This is a genomic window from Actinokineospora sp. HUAS TT18 (assembly GCF_051364635.1).
GTDB lineage: Bacteria > Actinomycetota > Actinomycetes > Mycobacteriales > Pseudonocardiaceae > Actinokineospora.
On sequence record NZ_CP195645.1, the window covers coordinates 4,479,261 to 4,495,332 of the forward strand.

Below are 16,072 nucleotides of genomic sequence, written 5' to 3' on the forward strand. Positions count from 1 at the left end.
GTGCCGGAACGTGATCACTCTTCGCGATCATCAGCCAGTCCCACGATCACTCTGTTGGATGAACCATCAACCAGATGGTCGGGTGCGGTTGGATGGGTCCGTGGAACCCTCCGCCATCGCAGCAGAGCACGCCGCCCGGCTCACCGCCCTCGATCCACTGCTCCCTCCGCCACCACCGTTGGCCGATGTCGGCGTCCGGCTGACCGCGGAGTCGGGCGAGGCCGTGGCGTGGTTCCAGGAGACCGCGCCCGGGATGGCGTCGCGCACGTGGGAGCCCGCGCGCAGGCACAACCTGGAGGTGCGCCTGGCGGGCGAGGACCGCGCGGCCACCCTCGGCGACCTGCTCGACCAGTGGGCGGCGCGGATCATGAACGCGGTGACCCCAGGCGACCTCGACGCCGCCGCCGTGGTCGAGCTGCCCAGCCGGGACACCGCGGCGGTGTCGGCACTCGTGCACCGCGGGTTCGTGCCGGTCAGCGTGGTGGCGGTGCGCAAGGCGGGCCGGGTCGGGCCGTCCGGTTCCGACGTGCGGATCCGCCGGGCCGAGCCGTCGGACCTCGACGTGGCGACGGCGCTGAACATGACGGTGGTGCACTACGACGCGCCGTTCGGGAAGGTCACCCCGCGCGAGGACACCGAGGAAGGGCTGCGCAACCAGCTGTCGTTCCTGTTGGGCCAGGACGAGCCCGCGGTCTGGCTGGCCGAGCGCGACGGGCGGGTGGTCGGGATCGTGCACATCCAGCTGCCGCCGGTGTCCAACTGGACGGGGCGCTATGTCGCGGCGCCGTCGCCTGCTTATCTGGCGTGTCTGGGGGTGGCGGAGGACGAGCGCGGCGGTGGTGTGGGGGCCGCGCTGGCCGCGCACGCGCACGGGGTGATCGATGCGGCGGGCCTGCCGGTCACGCTGCTGCACCACGCGCTGGCCAACCCGCGGTCGACGCCGTTCTGGTACTCGCTCGGCTATCGTCCACTGTGGACGATGTGGCTGCGGCGCCCGGTGGTTCGCTAGGCCGGGTTGTCCGCCAGGAACCGGGCGATGTCGGCGATCTCGGCGTCGATCGCGTCGTCGATCCCCTTCGGCAGCGTGTCGAACGGCTCGATCTCCACCCGGCCGCGGGCGCGCTTCCACGTCGCGACCGCGCGGCCGTCCACCAGCACCGCGGGCATGATGAACCCGCCACCCGCCTGGATCCGTTTCGCGTACTTCGTCGGCACGGCGGCACTGCGGTCGCGGTAGCCGAGCAGATAGGCGTCGAAGTGGCCGACCAGTCGGACGGTCCGGCCCGGGTCGTCGTGCTTCGGCGCGGTCGCGGTGAAGGCGGAGCGCGCCTTGCCCAGCGGCAGGCCCGACCAGGCCGCGAAGTCCTCCGCTGTAGCTGGCGCGTGGCCTTCGACGTAACGCTCGGCCAGGCGCGCAAGCGCTTTCGGCTCGTCGAGCGGGTCCGCGGGCTCCAGCAATACATAGGTGGGCTCGTCGTCGGAGCGATCTGGGCCGCGGCGGATCACGCCGGTCATGGCCGCGTAGCCGATGAGGTGCGCGGGCGCCTGGGTGCGCGGGTCCACCTCAATACCGTGCCCGGCCAGCGCGTCGACCAGTTCGGCCCGGGACCTCGGCTCGCGGGCGGCCTCGGCGATCACCTCCGCGCCGCGCGCGCAGATGTCGTCGGTCAGGCCGAGTTGGGCGCGCCTGCCGCGCAGGCCGTGGGCGAACCGGGGGCCGAGCAGGGCCACGATCCACGGCGCGTCCTCGGCGGCGAGCATGTGCAGGGTCCCGCGCATCGCCCACGTGCGGACGACGGTGCCGTCGGCCACCGCGGCGTCGACGTCAACCCGGGTGAGCCCCTCGGTGCGGGCACGGACCGCGAGCCGGTTGGCCCGCACGTCCTGCGCCTGCAGGGCCACCACCCGGCGCACCGCGTCGACGACCGAGGCCCCGCGCGGACCGGCCAATCCCTGCGACACAGTGCGCTCTACCAGCGAATCCATGCCCAAAAGGTAGCGGCGCGCCGATCGATCAGGAAAAGTTCGGCCACCGTGGCAACCTTTTCCGCTCGCCCGGCGGTCTAGAAGGTGTTCGGGTTTGAAATCGGATGACGACTGGGGGTGACGGCATGCAGGACGAGCTCGACTTCGACGGGTTCGTCCGGGAGCGATACGACCAGCTCCTGCGCTATGCCGTGATGCTCACCGGACGCCGGTGGGACGCCGAGGAGATCCTGCAGGAGGCGCTGGTGCGCTGCCTGCGCCGGTGGCGCAAGGTGCCCGCGGACAACGCGGTCGCCTACGCGCGAAAAGCGATCTACCACGAGTTCCTGCGCTCAGCGAAGCGCAAGACGGTGGTCACGATCGACGAGATCGCCGAGCAGTTGGACATGGAGGACTTCTCGGGTGCCGTGGTGGCACGGGAACACGTCCTCGCGGTCCTGCAGACCCTGCCGCCGAGACAGCGCGCGGCGGTGGTCGCTCGGTTCGTGCTCGACCTGACCGAGGCGCAGGCCGCGGTCGAACTGGGGTGTTCGGTCGGCACCGTGAAATCGCTGACCAGCCGAGGTCTGGCCAAGGTCAGGCAGACGTGGAAGGCGGAGGTGGCCGCGGACGCGGTGGCCTCGCCCGGAAGGAGGGGGACATGATCGCGGACGAGCAGGACCGCACCGTGACCCGGCTCCGCCACGAACTGGGGGCCGTGGGCGTGCGCACGCACGCCGACCAGGTCGACCGGATGCTGCGGCGGGTGCACACCCGCAGGCGGGAACAGCGCCAGCACCGGATTCAGATGGTGGCGGCGCTGGCCGTGGTCCTGATCGCGGTCGCGGGGGCGTTCGTGGTGAGTTGGGGCCAAGGGGGCGAGCCAGAGCAGATCAGCGTCGCCAAGCCGGTGATCGACTGGCCGCTGCGCGGCGATCTCGCGGGGGACGCGGATCTGCTGAAGCGGGCCGAGGAGACGTGGCGGTCGGGAGCGAACCCGCCGACCGGCGAGGTCTTCCCGGTTTACGCGGGAACGCGCACCGACCGAACGGCGAGCCTGGTCGTGGTGGCTCTCGTGACACCGGTCGACCGAGTGCACAGCCGCGTCGCGTTCGTGACCGGCAAGGTGAGCGCCAACCAGCAGTTGGACAAAATCAACCTGAAGGTCCGGGCGACGACGTTGATCGGCCGTGGACAGCGGGCGATCGGCTTCCTTAACGCGACGTTCCCCACGCACGACGATCAGCCGCGCGGGGGTGGCGGGCTCGGCTTCATCCTGGCCGAGCCGAAGCTCAGCAGCGTCGGCTACCGCTCGTCGATGATCGACGAGCAGATGACGGAGAAGCCTCCCGTGGCGCCGGATGGCGTCGCGTGGTTCGTACCGCAGCCGGGGGTGGCGGCTTGGAACTCGGTCATCGAGATCCCGGCCAACCCGGTGCCGGTGTCGGTGAACTTCGCGGCGGGGGTCTACGAGGCCAACATCATCCCGGTCACGCTGACGACTTCGGGAACGGAGATCAAGGCGTCCGGCGAGGTCCGCGACGGCGACCTCATCGTCACCGGTGAGGGCCTGGTCGGCGTGGTGACGGGGTCGGACGGGGTCGTGGACACCCGGCTGAGCGAGTTCTACCGGGTCGGCGATCTGCGGACCGCGATCACCAAGCACCCGGTGCGGCTGGTGGAGCGGGACGGCGGGGTGTCCTACGAGCAGACCGGGCCTGGAGAGATCCGTCCGGGCAACCGGATCGTCCTGGCGGACGGCGACCTGGTGGTCAATGTGGCCAAGGTCGGCGAAGGGTCCAGGGTGGAACGCTCGGTCGACCCGGCGACCACCTTCGTGGCGATGCGGGTGCGGAACCGATGAGCGCGGTCACGACACCGGTGGGGGTGTGGCAGGCACCCCACCCCCACCGGCACGCGCTAGTACGGCGCCGCCCAGCCGTCGCCCCAGAGCGATGCGGGGCCCCAGGTCTTGGACAGCCTGAAGTAGTGCTCGTGGGACGGGTTGAGGCCGTACCAGCAGTACCCGTAGTAGTAGCCGTCGAGGTAGTAGCTCACCGTCGGGCCGACCTTGGCGTCCGGGTAGGGGTAGGCGTCGTAGATGTCGACCTTGAGCTGCTTCATCCAGTAGGACGGGTCGGTGCTTCCGGTGGCGCGCAGGTTCACACAAACCGAGCCACCGGACGACGGCCAGAAGGTCCGCGAGGACAGGCTGGTCGAGAAGTTGTAGGAGAAGTTGAACGGCAGGTAGGACGCGGTGACGGTCATCGCGCTGAAGGAGTTGGCCGCCCGGTCGGTGCCGTCGTCGGGCACCAGCACCATCGTCGGGGCCGACGGATCGGGTCGCGCGTCGGTTTTCCTGGCCGAGACATCCCGCGGTTTGGGTTCGGCATCGGAAGCCGCAATAGCTTGCGGAGCCGACACGACAATGGTCAGCAAGGACATCACCGCGACCAGATATCGCTTCGTTCGAACGGTTTTCATTGTTATTCCCACAACGTCCCTCCCGGAGTCAGGAATGGAAAGTTAGTCACTGACCACACTGGTCCACGTCCATCTTTCGGGTGACAGTAGGTCACCGTCCGCCCTTGACCGGAAAAGTGCGACAAATGGCAGCATCCAATCGCTCCGAAGAGAGCAACCCGGCGGCGCATCCGGCATATTCGGTGAACAGCCGGAGCGCGGTCCCGCCACTGCGGGGCAGGGACGCCGGTGGCGGGACCGCAGGTGAACGCCTCCTCGACGGGCGCTCCCGACCCGACATTCACCGCGCGGCATCTTGCCCCACGCCGCACCCCGAGCCGCAATTCATTGAATTGCCGCGACAACGCATAGTTTTCCGCCGGGCCTGACCCGGCGGACCCTCCCCCGCGCGCTGCCCTCGCGCGCGACGGGGGACTCGGGTCCGGCCGCATTTGCAGGGATGCGGCCGGGCCCGCCTTAATTCAATGCCATTACTGTTCATTAACACCCCGCGGCGCCCGCGCCCCCGGCCCCGCCGAGCCGCCCAGGCCGCGAATGGATCAAGAGCGGCCGACCCCGAAGACGACTCAAGCCCCCTTCTCCGCGCGCGGAGAAGGGGGCTTGAGTGCAGGTGTGGCGGGTAGAGGATTCGAACCTCTGTAGCTTTCGCGACGGATTTACAGTCCGCTCCCATTGGCCGCTCGGGCAACCCGCCGGGTCGTCCAGCTCGGCTGGACGAGGGAACAATACCCAACGCCCGTCCGGGGGTTCCAATCGGTACCCCCACACCGGCGCGGCGGTAGCATCCTGGCCGACCAGGACCCCTGATGGTGGAGGTGCGAGACACGTGGCGGACCCGTCTTTCGACGTGGTGAGCAAGGTCGACCGGCAGGAGGTGGACAACGCGCTCAATCAGGCGGCGAAGGAGTTGTCCACACGGTTCGACTTCCGCAACACCGGGGCGCAGGTGAGCTGGAGCGGCGAGGAGGCCATCAGCTTCCAGGCCGACACCGAGGAGCGCTGCGCGGCGGCGATCGAGGTGTTCAAGGAGAAGCTGATCAAGCGGAACATCTCGCAGAAGGCGTTCGACGTCGCCGAGCCCGCGCTGTCCGGCAAGGTCTACAAGGTCACCGGCACGCTGGTGCAGGGGATCTCGGCGGAGAAGGCCAAGGAGATCGCCAAGAAGATCCGCGACGAGGGGCCCAAGGGCGTCCAGGCGCAGATCCAGGGCGACCAGCTGCGGGTCACCGGCAAGAAGAAGGACCACCTGCAGGACGTCATCGCGCTGCTCAAGGGCGGCGACTTCGGCATCGCGCTGCAGTTCACGAACTACCGCTAGTGCGACGCGGGTGTGGGCGACGGTTTGCTCACACCCGCCACGGTGACCGCAACGATCGTGGCCCGCGACCGATGAACCACACGAAACGACAGGAGCCACGATGAAAGGCATCGTCCTCGCGGGCGGAAGCGGGACCCGGCTGCACCCGATCACCCAGGCGGTGTCGAAGCAACTGCTCCCCGTGTACGACAAACCGATGGTCTACTACCCGATCTCGGTGCTCATGCTGGCCGGGATCCGGGAGATCCTGATCATCTCCACACCGGTCGACCTGCCGCACTTCCAGCGCCTGCTCGGCGACGGCAGCCAGTTCGGCGTCGCGTTCAGCTACGCGGAGCAGGCCGAGCCCAACGGGCTGGCCGAGGCGTTCATCATCGGCGAGGACTTCATCGGCGACGACCCGGTCGCACTCATCCTCGGCGACAACATCTTCTTCGGGCAGAGCTTCTCCCAGCAGCTGCACGACAGCGTCACCGGCCTCGACGGCGCGGTGCTGTTCGGCTACCGGGTGAAGGACCCGCAGCGCTACGGCGTCGGCGAGGTCGACGCCGACGGCAAGCTCGTGTCGATCGAGGAGAAGCCCGCGCACCCGAAGTCGAACCGGGCCATCACCGGGCTGTACTTCTACGACAACACGGTGGTGAAGATCGCCAAGGGCCTGACCCCGTCTGCCCGCGGCGAGCTGGAGATCACCGACGTCAACCTGGAGTACCTGCGGCAGGGCCGGGCCGAACTGGTCGACCTCGGCCGCGGGTTCGCCTGGCTGGACACGGGCACGCACGACTCGCTGCTGGAGGCTGGCCAGTACGTGCAGGTGCTTGAACACCGCACCGGCGTCCGCGTCGCGTGCCTCGAGGAGATCGCCCTCGAACGGGGCTTCATCACCGCCGACGAGGCGTACGCGCTGGGCAACAAGCTGGCCAAGTCCGGCTACGGCGAATACGTGATGGCCGTGGCGAAGGCCGCTGGGGCCAAGGGCTAGACCATCCGCTCCAGGCGGGCGATTCGCTCGGCCATCGGCGGGTGGGTGGTGAACCGGCGGGCCAGCGCGGCACTGGGCTTGAACGGGCTCGCGATCATCAGGTGTGACTGGGCGACCAGCGCGGGTTCGGCGCGCAGCGGCGCGGCGCGGGTGCCTTCGTCGAGTTTCCTCAGCGCCATGGCCAGACCCAGCGGGTCGCCGGTGAGGCGGGCGCCGGACTCGTCGGCCTGGTATTCGCGGGAGCGGCTGACCGCCATCCGCACGATCCCCGCCGCGACCGGCCCCAGCAGGGCCACGACGAGCAGGGCGATCGGGTTGTCGTCGTCATCGTCGCCGAAGACGCCGGTGATCATGGCGATGCTCGCGATCACGCTGACCGCCCCCGCCAGCGCACCCGCGACGCATGAGATGAGGATGTCGCGGTTGTAGACGTGGGCGAGTTCGTGGCCCAGCACGCCGCGCAGCTCGCGTTCGTCGAGCAGGTCGAGCAGCCCGGTGGTGACGCAGATGGCCGCGTTGCGCGGGTTGCGCCCGGTGGCGAACGCGTTGGGCGCGCGGGTGACGCTGAGGTAGAGGCGGGGCATCGGCTGCTTGGCCGTCGTGGCCAGCTCACGCACGATCCGGTACAGCGCCGGGTGCTCGGCCTGCGACAGCGGCCTCGCGTGCATGGCCCGCAGCGCGAGCTTGTCGGAGTTGACGTAGGCGTAGGTGCTCATCAGCACCGCCGCGACACAGCCGATGAGCAGCGCCGTGCGCCCGAACAGCGAGCTGACCAGCACGATCAGGGCGCTCATGCCACCCAGCAGCAGAACGGTTTTGAGCCCGTTGCCATGCCAGTGCACGTGTCGCCTCCCCGCGTGAAGTCCGTGTTCGGTCCAGGAGACCAACGGCCGCGGGGGCTGAGAAGTTCCTCAGTTACCGCTCTCGCCGCGCCGCCAGTACGTGGTCGGCCGCACACGGCCCCGCGGGTAGCCCCGCTCGTCGAGCAGATGGGCGCGGACCGCGAGCATCGCCGCCCGCTCCCCCGCCATCCACACCTCGGGCAGCCCGTCCGGCAGCTCAGCACCCCGAACCGCGTCGACCAGCACGGTGCTCTCGCCCGCGGGCACGCCCGCGCGGTGCAGCCAGGTCACCCCCGGGAGCGGCTGCTCCTCGGCGGCGTCGGCGACCTCGATGAACGTCAGCACCCGCTTGTCCCCGGGCAGCGCGGCCAGGATCTGCCCGATCGCGGGAATCGCCGTCTCGTCGCCCGCCAGCAGGTACCAGTCGGCGGCGGGATCGGGCTGGTAGGCGGGCGAGGGCCCCACGAAGATCATCTCGTCGCCGGGCGCGACCCGCTCGGCCCACGCCGACGCCGGTCCGGAGTCGCCGTGCAACACGAAGTCGAAGTCGACCTCGTTGTTCACCGGGTCGTGCCTGCGGATCGTGTATGTCCTGGTCAGCGGGCGCACCTGGGACCACAAACCGCGCGCTGACTCAAGGGTCAGGGGGTCGGGGAGGGTGACGTCGGCGGGATAGAAGTAGAGCATCACGTTGGTGTCGGTGCTCGCCCCTGCGAGGTCGGCGAGCGACTCGTCCCGCACCGTCACCCGCGCCATGTGGGGAGTGACCCGCTCGACGCGGACGACGGGCACGCGCCACAGACGGGTCTCCGGCTTGCGGGAGCGCCTGCGGGTCGGGGTGTCGGAGTTGGCGTTCATCCCGTCCATCCTCACGCCCCGGGCCTGCGGGGGCTTACCGAGGGTCCGGATGCGGGCCGTGGACCCCGTGGACGCGGTAGTCGGACAGCTCGGCATCGACCCGCACGGTCACACCCAGAGCCAGCAGCCCCAGCGACAGCACGACCACGACAGCGGCCCGCCGAGTCGTCACCCCGGCGACGAGCGCGGCCACGGTCCCCGCACCCGACAGCCACAGCGCCCACTCGACCAGCACCTCAGCTCGCGTGGGGAACTCCACGACACCGGCCCTGACCGCCTTGATCACGTCCGCGTGCGCCCAGATCCCCATGCTGACCAGCACCGCCGCCGCCAGCACCAGGGCGGCTGCGACGCCGAACACCCACCACCCGGCACGCCTGCTCACTCGCCGGTGTCCATCGAGTCGAGTGCCCCGGCCAGCCGCTCCTCAAGCTCGGCGTAGTCGGTCGCGGTGGACCGCAGTTTCTCCGCCGCGCCCGCGGTGTCGTTCACGAGTTGGACCAAGTGCTTCTCCCATGCCTCCGAGCAGGCCGTGACGGAGGCCGCCACCGAGAATCCCGCCAGCCCGGCCGCGGCGGGCTCGCTGCGACCAAGCTCGATATCGATGTTCTTCCGTGCGTCCGCCGCCACGGCGTCGAGATCTGCCGCGGCCTGCCTGACCGGCTCTGGCCGGATGTCGATGTTCGCGGTCACGATGCCCCCTACCCAGAACAGACCTGGGCCGACGGGACCAGGTCTCCAATGTGATCCACAGCCCGGTTCGTCGCCACGACCTGCACCGTGACAAGCACGACCACCAGCACCCCGAACGCGAGACCGCGCCACTTCGGGCCTGTCTTCACCGCCCCGACGAGAAGGCTGCACGCGCACCAGGTCGCCACAGCGAAGACGAGCGGGATCGCCCACTCGAGGACGACCTGCCACGCGCCGGGCATCAGCGTGCCGTCGCAGGCCTGGCTTCGCGGGTTCGCCCCGCGCGAGATGGGCGCGAACAACCAGGCGGCGACAGTGAGCGCCGCGGGCACTATCCCCGCCCACAGCCAACGTCTGCTCATCGCCTCACCAGTTCGGGTTCGGTCGGACATACACCACCTGCTGGTTGCCGCCGTCACGTTCGGTCTGGGAGATCCGGCCGTCCAGGCTGCCGTCGCGCATGGACCCAGAATGCTGGGTGTAGTGGATATCGCCATCCGGGGTCACCGATGAGACGACTGCCGCGTGGTGGATGTGGCCGTCCGGATTGCGCCAATACACCACGTCGCCTGGCTGGACCCCGTTCGCCGTCACCTCCTGCCCGCCGTGCTTGAGCAGGAAATCATGGTTCGCCTGCGCCTGGCTCCACGCCTTGGAGTCCGTCGGGTACTCACCCGGCTGGTACCAGTCGCTGTCGCTGTCCCACAGCAGCCAGTCGTCTTCGTTGTACTCACCCGCTCCGCCGTGCTGGATCGCGTGGGACACAAAGGTCGTGCAGTTGTTGTCGTACCGGTCGATGCTGGTGTCGTCCCAATGGTCGCGGGCGTACCGCAGCATCTCCATGCGGTTGTACGGCCCGGGGCCCGCGAGCTCCCGCTTCACGTCGTCCGGGACGCCCGGCAGGTCGTAAAGGTCGAGCGGCGCGGCCAGCTTCAGCTCCCTGCGCTGTTCGGCGGACAGCCCGTTCCACCACGCGGCGACGACCTCGGGCGGCTGCCCGTGCGGGATGGCGTACTGGGTCAGGTGGACCTGCGCCGCAGCGGCGACGTTGTTCACCTCGGCCGCGTGGTCGGGGTCGGTGATCGCCGTCGCCGTCGCCACCCGGTCGAGCTGGGTGCGGGCCAGGTCGTCGGCCTGCGACGCGGCCTCGAGCGCGTCCGCGACCATCTTGCGGACCTCGTCGACGTAGTGACCAGCCGCTTGTCTGGCCTCGGGGACATCCGCGCCGGTGTAGGTCACCGAGCCGTTGTCGTGGATCGTCAACGCGTGCTTCCGGGCGATTTCCTCGGCGGTGACCAGTTCGTCCTGAGCCAGCTCGATCGCGTTGGCGAGGCCGTTGAGGACCATTCCCGCCGAGTTGAGCAGCAATCCCGCGCAGTCGTACTGGTCGGCCAGCCGCTTGAGGTACTCGCCCGCTTTCGCGCCGACCGGATCCGTCCAGTTCTCGCTCAGCGGACCCGCACCGCGCTCGGTGATGTCGTCTCTGGCGAATACGGCCTGGTCAGCCAGGACCTTCCACCCTTTTGCCGCGTCCTCGACCGCTCTCCAGTCAGCCGATCGGAGCGTCGACACCGTGACGCCCATGCGAACCCCCTTCGCAGTCACCGTCGACATTGTGGGCACGGCAGGCTGAGCCAAGCGGCCGTTTTCGGCCTACTTTGCTCGAAAGGCGTAGCCGTTTCGGGACGTGAAACGGCGGCTCCGGACGGGTGATCCCCCGTCCGGAGCCGCCGTGCCCCTGGTCAGCTGGTCTGCAGTTCCCAGTGGATGTTCGCCTTGTAGATGCCGTCGGCGCTCGTGTCACCGGTGTCCTGGTAGAAGGTCGACGTGTGGGTTCCCGTCCGCAGGTTGTCCCAGCCGGAGGTGACGCCGTTGTCGTACTTGTACGCCCACCTCGACGGCAGCTTCACCGACACGGTCACCGGCTTGAACAGGTCGTCGTAGAACAGGGAGATGATCCAGCCGACGAAGGTCGTGACGAGCCACGCGACGATCTGGCCGAGCGCCTCGGCCAGCGCCGGGCCGATGAACGGGCTGGTCAGGCCGGCGACAGCCTGGGCGATGACCTGCTGGACCTTGTCCTTCACCTTGGCCCAGGCCAGGTTGAGGATGTCGGCGAAGCCGCCGTTGTCGACCTCGGCCATCATCATCGTCACGACGTACTTGCGGGGGAAGGCGCCCGGGTTGATCGGGAAGTGGACGTAGGACTTGCCCGGCGAGGTGTAGGTGTAAACGTCGCCGTTGTCGAAGCCGCCGGATTCGGGGATGTCGAACTTCGACACCTTCTTCGTGGTGCCCTCGTTGTCGACGCTGACCGCGCCCATGGCGATCTCGTCGGAGCCGAGCGCGTTCCAGTCGGTCTCCTCGACGCAGCGGACCTTCTGCAGCCGCAGCCGCAGGTCGGTCACGCGGGGCAGGTACGCGGTGATCGGGATGTTGTTGAGCTTCAGGTACTGCTGGTGCGCGGCCTCCTCCGCCCGCGCCTCCCGCTCGATGCGGGTCGCGATGGCCACGATGTCGGCGCGCAGGCCCGCCTGGTCGGAGCCGACCTTGTCGAAGGCGCCGTCGAAGCCGAGCTTGGCGAACTCCTCCGGGCTCAGTGCCGCGGACTTGCCGAACTCGCGGGCGATCGAGTCCTTGGAACCCAGCAGCGCGGTCGAAGCCGCCTTGGCCTTCTCCCGGACGTCGCCCGGCGCGGCCTCGAGGGCCTTGACGAGGTCGTACTCGACGGTGCCCTCGCGGTAGGCGGCCGGGTCCTGGTTGGCCGCGACGGTGGCCAGCGCGTACTTGAACGTGTCCGTCGCGTCCTTGGCGATACCCGCGAGCGCGGGGGTCTCGCGCATGCTGTCCGGCGGCGGCGGGGCCGGGTACTCGACCCACTCGTCGCGGGTCTCGGCGATGGCCTGGGTCGGCACGAGCGTGGCGGTCATGCACGCCGCGGCCAGTGCGGCCACGGCGACAACGCCGCGTCTGCACCGGGTGGTGATGGTCGACATCGGGCTGCTCCCTCTGCTCTGTCGAGCGGACCCCTCGCCCGCTCGCCCTCTGCCATCAGGAGAAGCCCGCCCGGCTGCGACCGGGTTGCGGTTCGGTTGTGGACCAGTGCCCTAAGCTCACCGTGACCACACGGCCGGGAGTGTCGATGATCCAGCAAGGCGGACCCGACCTGCGCGTTCTCGGACCGATCGAGGTCGTCGGCCCGGCCGGTCCGGCGGCGCTCGTCGGCGGCAGGCAGCGGGCGGTGCTGGCCGCGCTCGCGCTGCATCCGGGCACGATGCTGCCGTTCACCCGACTCGTCGACGCGCTGTGGGGCGAGGAGCCGCCCCGGACGGCGATCAAGACGCTGCACAGCCATGTCGCGCGCATCCGGCAGGCGCTGGCCGCGGCCGGGTTGCCGCCGATGGTCGTCACCCGCGAACCCGGCTACGTGCTGACCGCGCCGCGCACGTCGATCGACGCGCACCTGTTCACCGAGCTGGTCGACCGCGCCCTCGTCGCCCGCCAGCGCGGATCCCTCGACGCCGCCGCGACCGACCTGCGGGCCGCGGTCGCGCTGTGGCGCGGCGACGCGCTGGCCGACGCGCCCGTCGAGGGCTGGGCGGCGGGCGAGGTCGACCGGCTGCACGAGCTTCGACTGTCCACTTTGGAAGAGCTGTACGACGTGGAGGTCCGCGTCGGCAGGCACCAGGAGGTCCTCGGCGAGGTGTCGCGGCTGCGGTCGGAGCACCCGACGCGGGAGCGGCTGACCGGTGTCCACATGCTCGCGCTGTACCGGTCGGGCCGCCAGGCCGAGGCGCTGGCGGCGTTCCAGAAGCTGCGGCACACCCTCGCCGACCAGCTCGGCGTCGACCCCGGCCCCGAGGTCGACGCCCTGCACACCGCGATCCTGCGCCGTGACTCCACTTTGGACGCGCCTGCGCCGCCGGTCGTCGTGACCGCGAGCGTCGTCCCGGCGCAGCTGCCCGCCCGCGTCGGCCACTTCACCGGCCGCGACGACGAGGTCAACGCGCTCGACACGCTGCTGGAGGCCGCTGACGACCTGCCGATCGCGGTCATCTGCGGGCCTGCGGGGATGGGCAAGACGTCGCTGGCCGTGCAGTGGGCGCACAAGGCGACCAGGCACTTCCCGGACGGACAGCTGTTCCTCGACCTGCGCGGCCACGACCCGAAGTCCGCCATGACCGGCGACGACGCCCTCGCGCACCTGCTGCGCAGCCTCGACGTGCCGGACGACCGGATGCCGACATCGCCGCAGGAGAAGGCCGCGCTCTACCGGACCCTGGTGAGCGGCAAGCGGTTCCTGGTCGTCATCGACAACGCGGGCCGCGCCGAGGACGTGCTGCCGCTGGTCCCGAGCGGGCGCAACCTGCTGCTGGTCACCAGCCGCACCAGCCTCGCGGCGCTGTCCACCCGGCACGACCTGCGGGTGATCGCGGTCGACGCGCTGGCCCACGCCGCGGCGGTGTCGCTGCTCAGCAGCGTCCTCGGCGCCGACCGGGTCGGGCGCGAGGCGGGCCCGGCGGCGCGGCTGGCCCGGCTGTGCGGCGGGATGCCGCTGGCGCTGCGGATCGCGGCGGCCCGGCTGGTCGGCCATCCCAAGCGGCCGATCGCCGACTTCGCCGCGGAGCTGAGCACCGCGGGCAGGCTCGACAGCCTCGCCGTCGAAGGTGACACGCGAACGGTCCGGGCGGTGCTGGCCAGCGCGTACCACCCGCTCGGCGAGCAGCCCGCGCGCCTGTTCCGGCGGCTGGGCCTGCACCCCGGCCCGACATTCAGCACCCATCTCGGCGCGGCGGTGTGCGGGGTCGACCGGTCGGTCGGGGGGAACGCGCTCGACGAGCTGTCAGTCGCCCACCTGGTCACCGCCGTCGGCGCCGACCGGTACCGCTTCCACGACCTGACCAGGGTTTTCGCCCGCCAGTGCGCCGCGCCGGACGAGCCTGCCGACGTCGGCGAACGCCTGCTCGACTGGTATCTGCTCGTCGCGCACCGCGCGAACCAGCTGATCAACCCGGCGCGGGACGTGGTGACCCCGGACATCCGCTTCCCCACCGCGGTCGTCCCGTTCGACGACCAGCACGCGGCGCTGGCGTTCCTCGACGCCGAGCGCGACAACTTCCTGCCGGTCGTGCAGCACGCGCGGGAGACGGGCCGCCCGACCCAGGCGTGGCACCTGACGTACCTGCTGACCAGCTTCTACGAGGCGTCCGGCCACTGGCACGAGCGCGTCGAGCTCTGCCGCCAGGGCGCCGCCGCGGCCGCCGACCTCGCCGACCCGCTCGCCGAGAGCGAGATGCTGCGCGGCCTCGGAGTCGCCTTCTTCATGACCCGCCGCCTGCAGGACGCCCTCGACACGAACACTCGCGCTCTGGACGTCGCCCGGCGCGCGGGCGATCTCTCCGGCGAAGGCCACATCTACAACAACATCGCCAACACCCACGCCGAACTCCGCCGCTTCGACGATGCCATCGCCGCCCACATGTCGGCGGTCGACCGCTGCGCCGCCGCCGACAACGCCCTCGGATTGGCCCTGTCGCGGCGGAACCTGGGCCACACCTACATCCGCATGGGCAAGGCGGATCTGAGCGTCGAGCCGTTGACCTTGGCCCTGCACGCCTTCCGCGACCTGGGCATCTCCCGCCTGGAAGCCAACACCCTCGACACCCTGGGCGAGGCGTACCTCCAGCGTGCGGACTTCGGCCTGGCGCTGGAGCACTTCGACTCCGCGGTGTCGATCAGCCGCGAGATCGGCGACCGCTGGCTGGAGTGGGAAACCCTCCTCGACGCGGGCCTCGTCCACCTGGCCCGCGCCGACTACCCGGCCGCGCTGACGCACTTCGAGTCGGCCCTCGCGATCACCCGCGACGTCGGCGACCGCCACGGCGAGGCGTCGGTGTTGAACCACCTGGGCCGGACGCAGCTACTGTCCGGGGACCTCGCTTCCGCCCGGTCGACGCTGGAGTTGGCGGTGTCCGTGCGGTCGCGGGTTCCCGATCACTACGAGGAAGCGCACCTGCACCGGAACCTGGCCCTGTTGGCAGGCGAATCCGGCGACTCGGCCGCCGCGTCCCGCCATCGGGCCAGAGCCGTCCAGCTCTACCACCAGGCGAACGCGACGGCCGAGGCCGCGGCGCTTATGGATTGACGGTCACCGTCGACTTGGGGTTGCCGAGGAAGCCCGCTGAGGGGTCGCTGATCAGGATGCCGAACTCCTCGACGCCTTCCCTGCCTTCGCTCGGCAGGAGCTGGATCGAGATGTACGCCTCGGTCTTCCCCGCCGGAATGGTGAGCGTGGCGTTGTCGGCGGCGACGTAGTCATAGCCACCCTTGGCGGTGCCGTCGATCGTGGAGTACTTGACGGTGACGGCGATGTTCGGCGCCTTGGTGATCTTCACGGGGATCTTGCAGTCGTTCGGGACCCAGCAGACTTTGCCGCCCTGGATCTCGGTCATGACCGGCCCCCAGACGCGCCCGTCGTCATCGAGGACGGTGGCGGTGCCGATCGCGAACCGGGAGTTGATGGTTACCCCGGTGGAGGGGTTGGAGAGGGCGACGTGGAACGACTCGTTGTTCTCGGCGTCGATGTCCCGTTTGACGTAGACGGTGATGGTGTTCTGGCCGGTGAGCAGCAGCGTGCCTTGGCCCGCCTCGTAGTCGGTTTCGTCGGCGGTGCCGTCCTTCGTGGCCCAGTCGACGGTGCCGGACGGTGTGCAGCCGGTGGAAGCCGTGCTGGTGACGGTGAACGTAACCGCCGTCCGCAGCGCGTCGGATCCTTCATGGACGATCGTCGAGTTGATCGCGACGGTGGTGCTGCAACCGGTCGCTCCAGCTTGGGGAGCGGCGATGATCGTTCCGACGATGGCAGCGGTGGCCAGAAGCCCCTTCACCAGTTTCATGAGTCCCCCTCCAGGGATGTCAGCCGAGCCTGGG

At 69.9% G+C, this 16,072-nt stretch carries 16 protein-coding genes and 1 tRNA gene; 6 read left to right on the forward strand and 11 right to left on the reverse strand.

Translation table 11 applies throughout. The annotated features are described in order from the left end of the window. Positions 1–100 precede the first annotated feature (100 nt). Positions 101–1,009 carry a GNAT family N-acetyltransferase gene (locus ACSHT8_RS20275; protein WP_436492441.1) on the forward strand — a complete coding sequence of 303 codons (909 nt, stop codon included), beginning with the start codon at positions 101–103 and terminating at the stop codon, positions 1,007–1,009. Here ACSHT8_RS20275 and ACSHT8_RS20280 read toward each other — a convergent pair. Next, positions 1,006–1,986, reverse strand: a complete 981-nt coding sequence (locus ACSHT8_RS20280) for a winged helix DNA-binding domain-containing protein (RefSeq protein ID WP_436492442.1) — start codon at positions 1,984–1,986, stop codon at positions 1,006–1,008. The two genes, ACSHT8_RS20275 and ACSHT8_RS20280, sit on opposite strands and share 4 nt — an antisense overlap. Positions 1,987–2,111: 125 nt before the next feature. On the opposite strand from ACSHT8_RS20280, the gene ACSHT8_RS20285 reads away from it, so the two are divergent. Next, positions 2,112–2,630, forward strand: coding sequence for a sigma-70 family RNA polymerase sigma factor (locus ACSHT8_RS20285; protein ID WP_436492443.1), 519 nt, complete (start codon positions 2,112–2,114; stop codon positions 2,628–2,630). After that, complete coding sequence (locus ACSHT8_RS20290) at positions 2,627–3,829, forward strand: hypothetical protein (RefSeq protein ID WP_436492445.1); 1,203 nt, start codon at positions 2,627–2,629, stop codon at positions 3,827–3,829. The genes ACSHT8_RS20285 and ACSHT8_RS20290 overlap by 4 nt, the downstream gene beginning before the upstream one ends. A gap of 56 nt (positions 3,830–3,885) precedes the next feature. Here ACSHT8_RS20290 and ACSHT8_RS20295 read toward each other — a convergent pair whose 3' ends face one another. Further along, positions 3,886–4,278: a hypothetical protein gene (locus tag ACSHT8_RS20295; protein ID WP_436492446.1), complete on the reverse strand. Its 393-nt coding sequence runs from the start codon at positions 4,276–4,278 to the stop codon at positions 3,886–3,888. Positions 4,279–5,062: 784 nt separating this feature from the next. Next, positions 5,063–5,143, reverse strand: a tRNA-Tyr gene (locus tag ACSHT8_RS20300). Positions 5,144–5,275: 132 nt separating this feature from the next. On the opposite strand from ACSHT8_RS20300, the gene ACSHT8_RS20305 reads away from it, so the two are divergent. Further along, complete coding sequence (locus tag ACSHT8_RS20305; RefSeq protein WP_436492448.1) at positions 5,276–5,767, forward strand: YajQ family cyclic di-GMP-binding protein; 492 nt, start codon at positions 5,276–5,278, stop codon at positions 5,765–5,767. A gap of 100 nt (positions 5,768–5,867) precedes the next feature. Further along, a complete protein-coding gene (gene rfbA / locus ACSHT8_RS20310; protein ID WP_436492449.1) occupies positions 5,868–6,749 on the forward strand; it encodes a glucose-1-phosphate thymidylyltransferase RfbA in 882 nt (293 codons plus the stop codon). On the opposite strand, the gene htpX is transcribed toward rfbA, so the two are convergent. The 7 genes from htpX to ACSHT8_RS20345 all read right to left on the reverse strand — a co-directional run bounded on the left by htpX (position 6,746) and on the right by ACSHT8_RS20345 (position 12,138). Beyond that, positions 6,746–7,591, reverse strand: coding sequence for a zinc metalloprotease HtpX (gene htpX / locus ACSHT8_RS20315; protein ID WP_436492450.1), 846 nt, complete (start codon positions 7,589–7,591; stop codon positions 6,746–6,748). The genes rfbA and htpX overlap by 4 nt on opposite strands. Positions 7,592–7,660: 69 nt before the next feature. After that, on the reverse strand, positions 7,661–8,449 hold the full coding sequence (locus ACSHT8_RS20320) for a siderophore-interacting protein (protein WP_436492451.1): 789 nt from the start codon (positions 8,447–8,449) through the stop codon (positions 7,661–7,663). Positions 8,450–8,483: 34 nt separating this feature from the next. Further along, positions 8,484–8,834 carry a hypothetical protein gene (locus ACSHT8_RS20325; RefSeq protein WP_436492452.1) on the reverse strand — a complete coding sequence of 117 codons (351 nt, stop codon included), beginning with the start codon at positions 8,832–8,834 and terminating at the stop codon, positions 8,484–8,486. Next, positions 8,831–9,142: a type VII secretion target gene (locus ACSHT8_RS20330; RefSeq protein ID WP_436492453.1), complete on the reverse strand. Its 312-nt coding sequence runs from the start codon at positions 9,140–9,142 to the stop codon at positions 8,831–8,833. Before ACSHT8_RS20330 ends, ACSHT8_RS20325 begins: the two co-directional genes overlap by 4 nt. 8 nt (positions 9,143–9,150) lie before the next feature. Beyond that, entirely contained in the window at positions 9,151–9,504 is a 354-nt protein-coding gene (locus ACSHT8_RS20335; protein ID WP_436492454.1) for a hypothetical protein, read from the reverse strand. A gap of 4 nt (positions 9,505–9,508) precedes the next feature. Continuing rightward, positions 9,509–10,747: an amidase domain-containing protein gene (locus ACSHT8_RS20340; protein ID WP_436492455.1), complete on the reverse strand. Its 1,239-nt coding sequence runs from the start codon at positions 10,745–10,747 to the stop codon at positions 9,509–9,511. 137 nt (positions 10,748–10,884) lie between these two features. Next, on the reverse strand, positions 10,885–12,138 hold the full coding sequence (locus ACSHT8_RS20345; RefSeq protein ID WP_436492456.1) for a hypothetical protein: 1,254 nt from the start codon (positions 12,136–12,138) through the stop codon (positions 10,885–10,887). 146 nt (positions 12,139–12,284) lie between these two features. On the opposite strand from ACSHT8_RS20345, the gene ACSHT8_RS20350 reads away from it, so the two are divergent. After that, positions 12,285–15,287, forward strand: coding sequence for a BTAD domain-containing putative transcriptional regulator (locus tag ACSHT8_RS20350; RefSeq protein ID WP_436492457.1), 3,003 nt, complete (start codon positions 12,285–12,287; stop codon positions 15,285–15,287). Here ACSHT8_RS20350 and ACSHT8_RS20355 read toward each other — a convergent pair. Beyond that, positions 15,277–16,038, reverse strand: a complete 762-nt coding sequence (locus ACSHT8_RS20355) for a Calx-beta domain-containing protein (RefSeq protein WP_436492459.1) — start codon at positions 16,036–16,038, stop codon at positions 15,277–15,279. The genes ACSHT8_RS20350 and ACSHT8_RS20355 overlap by 11 nt on opposite strands. Positions 16,039–16,072: the final 34 nt, after the last annotated feature.